A 12,617-nucleotide genomic window follows, 5' to 3' on the forward strand; every position below is an offset into this window, starting at 1 on the left:
GAAGGCGGAGGTCAACGGCCGTGGGCGGAATCCGGGAACCAGAGGCACTGTTGCGCTGTTCTTCCCGGCAAGGAACACAGGTCGCTGGAGGTGCGGGTGCGGCAGCAGGACTGGCTGGACGAGGCGGCATGTGCACAGCCCGGCGAGGCAAGGATGGTTGTAGACGTCCGCTGCGGTCGCATCAGGAGGTGAGTGCCACCACGGCCTCGTCCGTGTAGACCAGGAAGGTCAGGGTCTGGCGCAAGTACAACTGGATCTCGTTCGTGTCGTGCGCCGTGTAGCCGATCGCGAGGTCCTCGCCGAGACGTAGCTCGAAGTCACCGCCTCGGGTGGAGACAAGGAAGGCGCCGTTGAGCGCCGGCGCCCAGATGGGCGGCGTTTCCAGGAGCCGTCCGATATGTGCGGCAACGGGATACCCGTGGTCGGACGTCTCACTCACTGCCGTATACGCGTCGGCGCCCAGCAGTAGAGAGTACGGGCCGGCGACTCCGGCGAGACGAAGTGTCGTCAATGCTCGGCTGACAGCGTCCGGATACTCACGCACCTCTGCCGGCAGACGGAGCACCGGATGGGAGGTGCGCTTGCGCAGCCCATCGATGCGCGCCGCCGGGTACCCCTCGAAGACGGACTCGTCCTCGGCGAACGCCATGGCGCGCGCTGCGTCCTTGACGGGCTGCCAGTCGGAGTCCTGCGCGCCCCGCTCGACATCGTCGACAGCGTCGCGCGTGACCGTGAATGGAACGCGGAGTTCGACCAGGGACTGCGCCTCGCGCAGTCGCGCGTGAACGCCGGCTCCCGGGCTGTCGATGGTGGTGAGATGGCCGGTACCGACGGCCGCGAGCGCGGGACCGTCCGGGCCCGTCACGTCCACGACGCGTCGGCCTCCGACATTGCGTTGAAATGTACGGCGGGCTTCGTCCTCGATCTGCGCCCACGCCTGGGGAGTGATCGGGGCGAGTTCGCGGTGGAGGTTGTTCATCCCGGCGGGCATGGACATGGGATCAGACTCCTTTGAGACTGCCGATACCCAGAGAACCTTCGGTCACCGTGGCGGCCGCGGGCGGGTCGGGCGGATTGTCGAGGAAGTCGGCGCTCGGCACGTAGAAGAGGCAGCCGGTGGTCGCGGTGGAGAAGTCGAGGATCCGGTCATGAACGTTCGGTCGGTCTCCCAGAAACATGTTCCGAAGCATGTGTTCGATCACGTCGGGAGTGCGCGCGTAGCCGATGAAATAGGTACCGAACTCCCTTTGTCCGATGCGGCCGAACGGCATGTTGTCCCGTACGATCTTCCGTTCGTTTCCGTCCTCGTCCGTGACCGTGTTGAGGGTGACATGGGAGTCCGCGGGCTTGACTTCATCGGGCAGCTCGACGTTGTTCAGCTTGGACCGACCAATCACCAATTCCTGCTCACGCACGGACAACGCATTCCACGACGCGAGATCATGCAAGTACTTCTGCACGATGACATAGCTGCCCCCGGCGAAATCGCCATCTTCGTCGCCGACGAACACCGCGTCCCTGGCCAGGCTCCCCTCCGGGTTCTCGGTCCCGTCGACGAACCCGAGAAGATCCCGCTCGTCGAAGGACTTGAAGCCATGAACCTCGTCCACCACAGTGACCGCTCCATGGAGCCGCTCACCGATCAACTGCGCCAGCTCGAAGCAGAGGTCCATGCGGCGGGACCGCAGGTGGAAGATGAGATCACCGGGAGTGGACGGCGCACAGTGGCGTGTTCCCGCCAAGGGTACGAATGGGTGCAGATCGCGTGGCCGCGGACCGCTGAAGAGCCGGTCCCATGCGGCCGAGCCAATGCCCACGACGCAGGTCAGTTCAGCGTCCGGAACGCGGAAACCCACCGAGCGTTTCAACCCGGCCACATCCGGGAGGAAGTCGCGGACCTCCGGCTCGCCGCCGGGCGCGATGGTGCAGACGAGAAACAACGCGGACTTGGCGGGCGGGGCGATCACGGGCTGCGACTCGACCAAGAGTCCGCCTCCTACCTATATCGCGAGGGCACTATGCCCCGCAGGATACCCAAACCATTGAGCTTGGCGGTCGATCCGCTCGCGCTGCGATGTTACTTGCTGAAGCCGTCTGGGCAATGGGTGACGCAAGCTCAATGGCCGCATCTTTCTTTCCCTGGCTGCCTACTCCTTCATCCGTGAGGCGGCGCCGATGATGACCTCGTCCTTGGGCCCGGCATCAGGTATCCAGTGCGATCCGCAGGGTATGGCATTCGCTTCCAGGGCGCGCGCGACGCGGTACGCCCGGCGATTTCCTAACGGACCCAGTCGAGCGATCCCTACGAAGACGTCATCGCCGAGCCGTAAGCCGGGGCCCTGGTCAGGCAATCACCGCACCGGCGGCAATCCTTGCCTTTGTCGTCCCACCATCTGGCACCGGTCAATCGAGCAAGGACCGCTCCCATCCCCTCGTCTTTCGTCGCGCTCATGTAGGGGCCAACGAGAAAGTGCACCATCTGGCTACCGACACGAACCAACGCGTCATAGCGGAAGCGACGCAGTCGTGCCTTGCCTGGGCACGGGGGAGCCCCATATGACTGCAGCGAAAGCGGCTTGGAGCCGGGCGTGGGCCGAGGTGCGTCGTCCGGTGCCCCTTGGCCCCGCATCCGGTACCAGTCGATTGGCTGGGGCCTGCACCGTCCGCGGGGCGAGGGGCCGTGGTAGTTGCCAACCGGCAGCGCCTGCCACGCGAACCCGCCGAGCACCACGATGGCCCGCATGGTCGGCGGCAGGAGTTCCAGTTCCCGGGCGAGCCACGGACGGCAGGTGTTCCGCTTGGTGGTCGTGGGCCGGTTGTTCGGCGGTATGCAGTCCACCGGCACGGTGATCCGGACTCCGTGGAGCATCAGGCCGTCATCGCGGTGCCGGGCGGTCGGCCGGGAGGCCAGCCAGAGGTCGTCCGGCGCGGCAGACAGGGCATCGTCGGACGGGTCACCGGTGAACATCCTCCCGGTGAGATTGCCGCCGTGCGCGGCCGGAGTCAGACCCACGAGCGCCGGCGAGGCGTCCGAGGGGCCGAAGCCGGGAAACGCGTTGTCGGCGCAGTCGTGGAGGGACAGCCGGCGTCTTCCGGGGCGAGGTGCGCGTTGCCGTGCATCAACTTCTCCTCTGCCCCGACGGCCGCGACGAGGACGGTCGCGATCCCCGACCGTCGGGTCACTCGGAACATCGACGGATAGAAATGGGAGGCCCGGTGGTACCCGTCCTCGGGTGATGACGCCGTCGGTTACCGCTGGCGGCCGGTCAGAGCTGGAGGATGCCGTCATGGCCGGGAAGATCACTTATCGCAGAGTGTACGAGGAGCCGTCACCGCAGGACGGCAAGCGGGTGCTGGTGGACCGCCTGTGGCCGCGCGGTGTGAGGAAGGAGGACGCACACCTTGACGAGTGGCTGAAGGATGTCGCGCCATCGACCGACCTGCGCCACTGGTATCACCATGATCCCGAACGCTTCGCCGAGTTCCGCCGCCGATACGTCGCCGAGCTGGAGGGCCCCGAGCATGAGCAGGCCGTCCAGCAGTTGCGCGACCTGGCGGCCCGCGGCACGGTCACACTGTTGACCGCCACCAAGAACGCGGAGCACAGCGAGGCCGCTGTGCTCGCTCAATGGCTGAGCCACACCGGGCCACAAGACACGTGACCCCCGTTGGCCGGTGCCGTGCCTTACCTGGAGGTCGTCACGGCACTATCGATAGCGTGCACGCTTCATGTCGACCCGCGTACCGAGCATCGGCGTTCCCTCATGGCTGAGCAGCTCCCGTGCTCCTCCGCCGTGACATGAGGGGGGTGTTCCGTCCGCGTAGACGACACGCCACCACGGCACGCTGTCGTCGATTAGACTCATTGCCCGCCCGACCTGCCGTGGACCGGCTCCGATCCGCTTGCCGATGTCACCGTACGAGGCGACGCGGCCAGCCGGGATGGCGGCCACTTCCGCACGTACCGCTTCGATGAGGTTCATGTCGCATCGGGTGCTTGGGGGGCAGATGCCCCACCGTGCAGATTCGGTTTGCCATTCTGCCGCCTCGATTAGGTTGCCGAGCGACGTCGAGAGTGTGTGCGCGAATGCACCACTGGGCCTCCGGTATCCGGGTTCAATCCCTTATTTTCGTCAGGGCGCCACCTTTGTACATGGAAATGTGATCAGTTTTGTCGCTTTTGATCCCATATTGTGGCTTCGGAGTTCCATCGGACATGATCGCCGACTGTGAAGTGCTGCGCCGTGCTCTTCCGCCTTACTGAATGCCGGGGCTGACTCTCCCGGAGGCGTGTGCTTGGTCATGGAGTCGCGGTGCGCAGGTAGACGCGATCACCGGCGACTTTCACCTCCCAGCGTGGCTCGTCGACCGTCGCTGGTCCACGTACCACTTCACCGTCGGCGAGTCGGAAGACACTGCCGTGCCAGGGGCAGCGGATGCAGCCATCGTCAATGACTTTCCCCTCGGCGAGCGGACCTCCAGCATGGGTACAGGTGGCTGACAGCGCGTACAGCGTCCCCTGGTACCGGACCAGCACCACCGGCACACCGCCGAGCGTGACCCGCAGGGGTTTACCGCCGCTCAGAGCGGACAGCGCTGCGACCTCGGTCCAGTCGGTGACGGTCTCTTGGAACGCGGTGCGGTTGACGCCGACGCCCCGGACGAACGACAGGTACCCGCCCAGGTATGCGGAGCACGTGGTGATGCCGAGGCCCACGCCGCTCAGCGCCATCCCGGCACGGTGCTGTCCTCGTCGTCGAGCCGCCCAGGATGCGGCCTGTAGCGCGGTCGCCGTCACATTCCCCAGGGCGTGCACCAAGCCGACCCGCCGCGTCCGGCCGTAGGTGTCGGACCAGTCGGACGCACCTGCCGCCGCGGTCGGCAGTGCCGCGACCAGCCCCACGCCCACAAGACGACGCGCCGATCTCGCACCGGAGTTGCCCATGGTCAGGTCCAGGACAGAGGCCATCGCCCAGGCGCCGATGGGCAAATCCGTCAGCACGGGGTGCAACGGGTGGCCCAGCCAGGTTCCCGACAGCGTGTTCTTCACCCCGGCGCGCTGCGTCGCACGCGCCACCCAGCCGCCACTCGTGCGACAGACGCCATCGAGTGCCTTGAGGCCCCCGACGTTCTCGATGATGTTGTCCATCAGCTTTGGCATGTCGACGGCTCCTCGTAGCAGGCGAACATGAGAGTGACTCCTGGGCGCAACTGCCAGTGCGTGACAGTGGGCTCCATCACGGCACCCAAGATTTCGCCACCGGAAGACGACGTTGCTGGTCGGCCGTGCGCTTCAGACTGCCTTCATGGCCTTCAGCAGCGCGCGCGAGATGGGGTGTTACTCCTCGGTTGTTTCCCGAGAGTCGGGCAGCCGCGCCTGCCGGGTGCCGATCGCTGCTGCCGCAAGGGCGGCGGCGGCAGCGAATGCTGCGGGGGCCATCCACGGGCGGTCCAAGCGGTACCCGCTCACGTTGTCCAGGGAGAGACGCCCCGGACCCGTCAGGGCGATACTGGCGGCTGCCACGCCATAGATCATGTTCAGTTCGTAGCCGCCGGCGTAACCGAAGAAGCCGTGGGGCGAGTGCACTGCGGTGGCGCCCGCCATGCCGGCCGCAACTGCCGCGCCACCTGCGGGCGTGGCGAGTCCAAGGCCGAGCAGAGTGCCGCCGCCTGATTCCGCGAGCCCGGCGGCAACAGCACTCAGCTTGCCGGGCTTGTACCCGTGTTCCTCCATGAACTTCGCCGAGCCCTTGACGCCGGATCCTCCGAACCAGCCGAAAAGCTTCTGCGTGCCATGGGCGAACAGCGGCGCGCCCACTCCGAGACGAAGAAGTAGCAGACCGACGTCCCGACGCTCAACACATGTCACGGCGGTACACCTCCAGCGCGCCAGCGGATCACTCACACCCGTGCCCACCATCGGACAGAAGGGCCGCGTTGCCCGCCCGGGCCCCGTTCAGTACTTCGTCGGTGGGAAGTCTTGATTCCCCCTGGGGGGCGTCCGTGGGGAGCGAGAGCCTGACCTTGCTTGCAGATCAACCTCCTCATGCACGGCCCGGTACACGGCCGCTGAGTCCTCGGGCCCTCCGGCGGGCAGTCCCATTTCCTCCCGATCGTGCATAGTTCGGCGCTGCAAGGCTTCCTGGTCCGGCCGCCGGGGCATTCCCCGGCCGTGACCGGACTCCGCGTCGCCCTCGACCGCTTGGTTGGGCTTGTGGTGGTGTGCCATGCCGGCCGCCTTCTCTAGGTGCTCGGGCCCTATGTGCGAGATCGACTTTCGTAGCTGCCCACAACAGGTGCTGTGTGTCGAGATCGGAGGTCCCGTCTTCCAGTGTCCGTTGCGCGGCCAGGTTGAGGAGTTCCTGCGAGGACTCCGTCAACCGCCGTCCGATCGGCACGCGCTGAACCGCCGCAGGCGACGACGCGGGCGACACGCCGAAGTACCGGTTCAATATTTCACTGAAGGGGTCGGACGAGCCGAAACCGAAAGACGACACCGACATGGCAGCAGCTCCAGAGGCCAGCGACGGGTCCCTTCTACCGAAGCGCGATGCGGACGGTCCCGCAAGTGGAATGGGCTTCTCGGAGGCGGACGACCTGCCCGCCACCATCACCCCGGAGAGGATCGGACGGCGGCGGGGGACATGCGTACGGCCGCGATGAGGCCGGAACGCGGGGGCTGGGTTCCGTCACGGATCGGAGACGTTGCGATGAGTGAACGAGTGGACACCCCCGTTCGAATTCGGAGGGCGGCTTGGTGGGCCGGCCGCGATCCGTCCTCGCCCCCGGCGACAGCTGACGGTGAACCCGACACCGCTGGCCGACGGGCTCGTTGGCCGGGCATCCCGCGATGGAGGGCAGACCGATCTCTGACGGCGGCACCCCTCCCCATCTGCTCACTCATCCCGGCGAGCTATCGGCGCAGTTCCCGGCTCCCGCGTCCGCTGATCCCCATAGGGGAGTGCAGGTGGAGGACTCGCGGGCAGGGCGCTGCCGGGTGCAGGCTGGAGAGGAGTCCGACTGCCACCGCGTCGTCCTGCGCGTGTCGGCCGTCCCAGGACGACTCCGACCAGGACGAGTGCCAGCCCGCACAACTGCTGGACTGTCAGCACCTCTCCGGCCACTGCCGTGCCGAGCAGTACGCCTGTGACGGGGTTGAGCAGTCCGACCAGGCCCACGGTCCCCGCCGGCAGGTGCCGTAGCCCGGTGAACCAGGCGGCGAAGGCCAGCGCGGTGGCGACGAGGGTGACGTAGCCGAACGCGAGGAGCGCCGGTGTGGAGAGTGCGGGCGGAGGGCCCTCCACGGCTGCGGCGACCGGCAGCAGGAACAGCCCTCCGGCGGTGAGCTGCCAGGCGGTCGAGGCGAGCACGTCGGTACTGGTGTTCCACCGCTTGGTCAGGATGTGGCCGAAGGCCGACACGAGCATGGCCGCGGCCGAGGCGAGGACTCCCGGCCCGCTCACTCCTCCTGCTCCCGTGAGCAGCATGAGACAGACCCCGCCGAGCCCGATCGCGGCGCCGGCCAGGTGTGCGATGCCGGGCCGCTCGGAGACGAGGGCCCAGGCGATGAGCATCATCGCCAACGGGGACACCGCCATGACGGTCGAGGCGACGCTCGTCGGCAGTAGCTGGGAGGCGGCGTAGACGAGCACGAAGAACACGCTCACGTTGAGCAACCCGAGCACCGCGGACCGCCACCACCACGCACCGCGCGGTCGCTGCCTGCACAGTCCCAGCAGGACGAGACCGGCGGGCAGCGCTCGCAGAGCCGCCCCGTAGAGGGGGCGGTCGGGCGGCAGGAATTCATGGGTGACGTAATAGTTGGCGCCCCAGGTCACCGGTGCGACAGCAGCCAGTGCCACCCACCGCATATTAGCTTCCATGGAAGGCAATATAGCTTCCCAGGAAGCTATCATGGTGTGCATGGACGACTCGCAACCGCTGGACCGAGTGGCCCGCATCCAAGCCGACTGGCGCCGCGAGCGGCCCGACCTCGACATCTCCCCGCAGGGCGTGATCGGCCGACTGCACCGCCTGGCCGACCATCTCACCGAGGAACTCTGCCTCGTCTACGGGCGCTACGGACTCAGCGAGGGAGAGTTCGACGTCCTGTGCGCACTGCGCCGCGCCGGTGAGCCCTACGAGCGCGCGCCCGGCGAACTCGCCGCGCACACCATGGTCACCACCGGCGCGATGACGAAGCGAATCGACCGCCTGGAGCGGGCCGGACTCGTCACCCGCCGCCGTGCCGACGACGACCAGCGCGGCCGGATCGTGGCCCTGACCCAGCCCGGTCGCGAACTGATCGACCAGGCATTCACCGACCACATGCGCAACGAACGCCGCCTCCTGAGCCTGCTGACGCCCGCCGAGACCAAGGCACTCGAAGGGCTGCTCACCACCTGGATCTCACACGTGGAAAATCCGCGTCCGTCCGACAGCAAGTGACCCGACCGGCGCCGGGAGGCCGAGCGGTTACGGGTGCCGTCGCGCCTCCAGCCGGTGTGAGGGCACCCGAACCTCCCTGCGGGGCTCTGGCTGGCGCGGACCTTGGCCACGGTAGTGGCCGCCCACGACGAGCCGTTGATCTTCACCAAATTCCGGTCTGACCCCGCCCGCGCCACCCGCCTGTTTCGCGCGCTGCTCGTCCTGACGGACATTGAGGCCACTAGCGACAATTGAGCTCCACCGCAGGCAGCCCACGATCAGCACATGCCCCTGGGTCAGCGTCACGGGGCCGGGATCGGCTGAGTGAGGTTCACCGGGTTGCCGTCGGGGTCCTGGATGTGGGCGACGCGCTGACCCCACGGCATGTCGTTGGGGCCGCTGCGGACCGAGCCGCCCAGCGCCGCCACCCGGCCGAGCGTCTCGTCGACGTCGTCGACACCGATGCTGAGCAGGATCCGCGGCGCCGCCCCGGTCCCCGGGTTCTCCTTGGCCACCAGCCCGAGGTCGGTGTCGCCGATGCGCAAGCCGAGGTAGAAGGCCGGGCCTTCCGCCGGTACCCGGAAGATCTCCTCGGCGCCGAACAATTTCGTATAGAAGCCGAGCAGAACGTCCTGGTCGGCAGTCACGATCACTGGCTGGATGGTGGACATGGCACTCCTGTGGAGAACGGTCGTGTCGCTGGGTAGACCGTTCGAGGGCGGTGAACTCATCGGCAAAAACCACCCCGCCGGACGATCCACGACACAGACTGCCGCCCACGACCAGCAAGAGCACCCCGAAACGAGGTCACGCCACCCAGCTGACCGCCCACTTCAAGATGGCGGAGCTTCGCTGATGACGGAAGCTACCGTGCCGATTCCTCACTCTGGCTGGAACCGGCACGGCACGTCTCGACCTGCTGCTTGGCGGAGAGTTCAGACGGCTTCGGTCAACAGTCCGATCCCGCATGTATCCCGTCCAGGAAAGACGCTGGATCGTTGGGTGCATCCCGCCTTACGGTGGCGCCATGAGCGATCACCCGGAAGCGCCTGTCGCGCCCGTCGAGGCCTATGAACCCCCCTACTACGTGGCTGTCTTCACCACGGTGCGAACCCAGGACCAGAGCGGCTACGCCGAGACCAACGCACGCATGGAGGAGCTGGTCAAGGACATCCCTGGGTTCCTGGGGATGGACCACGCGCAGACTCCTGGCGGGCTGGGCATCACTGTCGGGTACTTCCGCGACGCCGACGCCCTCGCGGAGTGGCGGAGCAACGCCGAGCACCGCGCGGCGCAAAAGCGTGGGCAAGCCGAGTGGTACCAGAGCTACACGCTGCACGTGGCGAAAGTGGAGCGGAGCCACGGGTTCACGCGAGCGCAGGTCCCGCAGGGCCCCGCAGCAGGCTGACCAACCGAAGTCACCTCCTGGTCCGGCAAGCGCTGTCCCGCCAGCCTGTCCGGGTGGCAGAACGAGTACGCGTCCGCGAGATCGAAGGCCGCGGCCAACAACATCGAGTTCGCCTACACATCGACCAACAGCTCCTGGCTGAACCGCATCGAGGCCCAGTTCACCGCCCTGGGCTACTTCGCACTGGACGGCACTGACCGTGCCAGCCACAAGGAGCAGGGCAGCATGATCCGCCGCTACATCATCTGGCGGAACACACACGCCGCCAACGAACGCCTCCGCGAGGTAGTTGACAGGGCGAACGTTGCCTGATGCGGCGCTACTGAACTTGATCGAGTGATGTCGGTGCCGTTCGCCTGACAGCTGGACGTCGGCAGCGGTAGCCCTGCGGTGTGAGGTACGCGCAGGGCGGCGGGCTGACCGATGCTAAGAGAGCTACACGGGAGCGGTTACGGCTCCAGGCCGTGGAGCGTTTCGAGGGCGGGCAGAAGAACGCGGAAATTGCCGCTGCCCTGCGGGTCAGCGTGCGGTCGGTCGAGCGGTGGCGCCGGAGCTGGCGCGAGCTTGGCGAGGCAGGAGTCTTGTCGAAGGGATCCCCGGGAAGACCTCGGCTCGATGAAACCCAGATCGCCAGGCTGGAGCGTGAGTTGAAGCGGGGTCCGCTGGCCCACGGCTGGGCCGACCAGCGGTGGACGCTGGCACGCATCAAGACGCTGATCGGCCGGCTGTTCCATGTCCCATACACAGTCGAAGGCACCTGGCGGCTACTGAAGCGACACGGCTGGAGCTGGCAGCAGCCCACTCGGCGGGCGATCGAGCGCGATGACGACGCGGTCGAGGTGTGGAAGAAGGAAACCTGGCCGCGGGTAAGAGCACCGCGGCGGAGCGCGGCGCCTGGATCGTTTTCGAGGACGAGGCCGGGCAGTCGATGACTCCGCCGCGCGCCAGAACCTGGGGCCGGATCGGCCAGACCCCGGTCGTGAGGGTGAGGGGCCGTGGCTCTGGGCGGGTGTCGATGGCGGGCATGGCCTGCTACATGCCGGGCGAGCGATCCCGGCTGATTTACGCGATCCGCGAGTACCGCGGCCGCAAGGACACACCGAAGGGCTTCGGCTGGCACGACTTCCGCGACCTGATCGTCCGCGCCCGCATTCAGCTCGGCGGCCCGATCGTCCTGGTCTGGGACAACGTCCGCCTCCACCTGACACTGGCATGAAGGACTTCATCGCCGCGAACGCCGACTGGCTCACCGTGTTCCAGTTACCCACCTACGCCCCAGACCTCAACCCTCAGGAGGGCATCTGGTCACTGGTCAAGCGCGACATCGGCAACCTCGCCGCCGCCGACCTCGGCCAGGTCACCCGAGCCGTGAAACGCAAGCTCAGGATGCTGCAGTACCGCCCCGAAGTGATCGACGGCTGCCTCGCCGGCACCGGTATGGCCCTTTGATTGAAGCCGCGCGCGGTCAAGAACAGTCTGAGCGATAGGCGAAGGGCCTGTCGGGGCAGCTGGTGCATTCGAACAGGTAGATGCCGCCCATGTCGCCGAGCGTGAGCCCAGGGGGGCATTGGATCTCGGTGCGTTGTTCGTAAGGAAGGTCCCAGATGGTTCCCGTGGCCGGGATGTCCTCGATGGGCAGCCACGTGCGCCAGCTCTCGCCGTCGAACTCGGAGCTGTTGATCGTCAGGAGATGCTCCATGCGCACACTGCAGGTAGGGCACGTCGGCCAGTTAGGCTCTTGCGTCCACGTCGGGTACCCGCCGACCTTGACGCCGTCCGACACAGAGAGGTGGGACCAGTAAGACCAGCCGGTTTCCTCCTCCAGCTGTTCGAACCTGACTTCGAGCGCGTCGGCGACCTCGTCCGGGAGGTCCCAGTTCGGGTAGTCGGTGACGCTCTCAGGGTGCAGGACGCACGGGTCCGGAAGGTAGTCGTTGTCAGGGCCGGTCGGGCAGGGTGGATTGGCCGGCCGTAGGTCGCTCAGGGAGCTGTCCCGCCAATACATCTCGGGGCGGGGAACGTAGCCGTCCTCGTGGTCGAAGGGGCACCAGAGCACCTGCAGTAGATCGGCGGGGCTGGGGAAGGCCAGGTCAGGCACGTCGGTTGCGAATAGCTGGAGGACCGGGACGAGCGGGATCGGTCCCTGGGCGGGAGGGGAGAACGCCGTGCGCGGGTGGTCGTCCTCGCAGTGGGGCCAGGGCTCCGACAGCGGCCAGAGCAAGGGTCCGCCGAGCGAGCTTTCCCGCGCGCTCGGATCTCCGAGGCGCGGATGCAGGCGAACGGCCGTCTTCCGATAGTTGGCCACCTCCGGGAACAGCCTCTCGACATCGAGCGGACGTGGCGGGGTGGTGCGAGCCATCGGACGTGCTCCTCATAGACCAAAGCGTTGGCTTGGCCACGACCGAGGCCGCGGTGGGCTGAGAGTAGCCGCACGGTCTGTCGGATCCACCAGCAGGCCCCGTTCTCGGCCACGGGGCACTTCGCGGTCAGCCTTGCCAACACCCGACATCACGAGTCCAAGTTCAGTAGCGTCAGGAGCGGCCCCCTTCCAGGGCTCAAACGGGGTCAAGCGGGGGCGCCTTGGGGTCAGACGGGAGCGAATCGGCCGAAACGATCATTATCTAGGGTCAGTGGGCACTTCACGCAGGTCAGGCAGCATATCCCGGGGTGAGGCAAGTAAGCCTTGAGGACGATCATCAGTTCGCGGAGGTCCCCGAGGGTTTCGTAGCCGGGCCAGTTCATCAGGTCGAAGCCATATCGGTGGACGAACTCCGCGTACTCC

12 protein-coding genes and 4 pseudogenes are annotated in these 12,617 nt (G+C 66.9%); 5 read left to right on the forward strand and 11 right to left on the reverse strand.

Annotation, left to right across the window (positions count from 1 at the left end):
• Positions 1-181: 181 nt before the first annotated feature.
• The 3 genes from ACWEN3_RS27935 to ACWEN3_RS27945 all read right to left on the reverse strand — a co-directional run bounded on the left by ACWEN3_RS27935 (position 182) and on the right by ACWEN3_RS27945 (position 3,289).
• The gene (locus tag ACWEN3_RS27935; protein ID WP_452976266.1) at positions 182-979 is read right to left on the reverse strand and encodes a family 1 encapsulin nanocompartment shell protein; all 798 of its coding nucleotides are present in this window, start codon (positions 977-979) and stop codon (positions 182-184) included.
• 22 nt (positions 980-1,001) lie between these two features.
• Positions 1,002-1,985: a Dyp-type peroxidase gene (locus ACWEN3_RS27940; RefSeq protein WP_452976245.1), complete on the reverse strand. Its 984-nt coding sequence runs from the start codon at positions 1,983-1,985 to the stop codon at positions 1,002-1,004.
• A gap of 317 nt (positions 1,986-2,302) precedes the next feature.
• Positions 2,303-3,289, reverse strand: coding sequence for a uracil-DNA glycosylase family protein (locus tag ACWEN3_RS27945; RefSeq protein WP_452976247.1), 987 nt, complete (start codon positions 3,287-3,289; stop codon positions 2,303-2,305).
• On the opposite strand from ACWEN3_RS27945, the gene ACWEN3_RS27950 reads away from it, so the two are divergent.
• Positions 3,288-3,662 carry a DUF488 domain-containing protein gene (locus ACWEN3_RS27950; protein WP_452976249.1) on the forward strand — a complete coding sequence of 125 codons (375 nt, stop codon included), beginning with the start codon at positions 3,288-3,290 and terminating at the stop codon, positions 3,660-3,662. The genes ACWEN3_RS27945 and ACWEN3_RS27950 overlap by 2 nt on opposite strands.
• 45 nt (positions 3,663-3,707) lie before the next feature.
• On the opposite strand, the gene ACWEN3_RS27955 is transcribed toward ACWEN3_RS27950, so the two are convergent.
• The 5 genes and pseudogenes from ACWEN3_RS27955 to ACWEN3_RS27975 all read right to left on the reverse strand — a co-directional run bounded on the left by ACWEN3_RS27955 (position 3,708) and on the right by ACWEN3_RS27975 (position 7,871).
• On the reverse strand, positions 3,708-3,983 hold the full coding sequence (locus ACWEN3_RS27955; RefSeq protein WP_452976251.1) for an MGMT family protein: 276 nt from the start codon (positions 3,981-3,983) through the stop codon (positions 3,708-3,710).
• 133 nt (positions 3,984-4,116) lie between these two features.
• Positions 4,117-4,243 (reverse strand): annotated as a pseudogene (locus tag ACWEN3_RS27960) (DUF2945 domain-containing protein); the annotation flags it as partial.
• Between the two features lie 57 nt (positions 4,244-4,300).
• Complete coding sequence (locus ACWEN3_RS27965; RefSeq protein ID WP_452976253.1) at positions 4,301-5,161, reverse strand: Rieske 2Fe-2S domain-containing protein; 861 nt, start codon at positions 5,159-5,161, stop codon at positions 4,301-4,303.
• Positions 5,162-5,338: 177 nt separating this feature from the next.
• Positions 5,339-5,869 carry a DoxX family protein gene (locus ACWEN3_RS27970; protein ID WP_452976268.1) on the reverse strand — a complete coding sequence of 177 codons (531 nt, stop codon included), beginning with the start codon at positions 5,867-5,869 and terminating at the stop codon, positions 5,339-5,341.
• Positions 5,870-6,896: 1,027 nt separating this feature from the next.
• Entirely contained in the window at positions 6,897-7,871 is a 975-nt protein-coding gene (locus ACWEN3_RS27975; protein WP_452976255.1) for an EamA family transporter, read from the reverse strand.
• Between the two features lie 52 nt (positions 7,872-7,923).
• Between ACWEN3_RS27975 and ACWEN3_RS27980 the strand changes: the two genes are divergently transcribed.
• Positions 7,924-8,448, forward strand: coding sequence for a MarR family winged helix-turn-helix transcriptional regulator (locus tag ACWEN3_RS27980; protein WP_452976258.1), 525 nt, complete (start codon positions 7,924-7,926; stop codon positions 8,446-8,448).
• A gap of 281 nt (positions 8,449-8,729) precedes the next feature.
• Here the strand turns inward: ACWEN3_RS27980 and ACWEN3_RS27985 are convergent, their stop codons facing one another.
• Positions 8,730-9,098 carry a VOC family protein gene (locus ACWEN3_RS27985; protein WP_452976260.1) on the reverse strand — a complete coding sequence of 123 codons (369 nt, stop codon included), beginning with the start codon at positions 9,096-9,098 and terminating at the stop codon, positions 8,730-8,732.
• A gap of 356 nt (positions 9,099-9,454) precedes the next feature.
• On the opposite strand from ACWEN3_RS27985, the gene ACWEN3_RS27990 reads away from it, so the two are divergent.
• From ACWEN3_RS27990 to ACWEN3_RS28000, 3 genes and pseudogenes are all read left to right on the forward strand, one after another.
• Entirely contained in the window at positions 9,455-9,835 is a 381-nt protein-coding gene (locus ACWEN3_RS27990) for an antibiotic biosynthesis monooxygenase family protein (RefSeq protein WP_452976262.1), read from the forward strand.
• A gap of 87 nt (positions 9,836-9,922) precedes the next feature.
• A pseudogene (locus ACWEN3_RS27995) lies at positions 9,923-10,147 on the forward strand (transposase); the annotation flags it as partial.
• Positions 10,148-10,227: 80 nt separating this feature from the next.
• Positions 10,228-11,284 (forward strand): annotated as a pseudogene (locus ACWEN3_RS28000) (IS630 family transposase).
• A 16-nt stretch (positions 11,285-11,300) separates the two neighbouring features.
• On the opposite strand, the gene ACWEN3_RS28005 reads toward ACWEN3_RS28000, so the two are convergent.
• Positions 11,301-12,194 carry a DUF1963 domain-containing protein gene (locus ACWEN3_RS28005; protein ID WP_452976264.1) on the reverse strand — a complete coding sequence of 298 codons (894 nt, stop codon included), beginning with the start codon at positions 12,192-12,194 and terminating at the stop codon, positions 11,301-11,303.
• 227 nt (positions 12,195-12,421) lie between these two features.
• Positions 12,422-12,617: pseudogene (locus ACWEN3_RS28010) on the reverse strand (hypothetical protein); the annotation flags it as partial.

Source organism: Streptomyces sp. NPDC004561 (assembly GCF_053602155.1).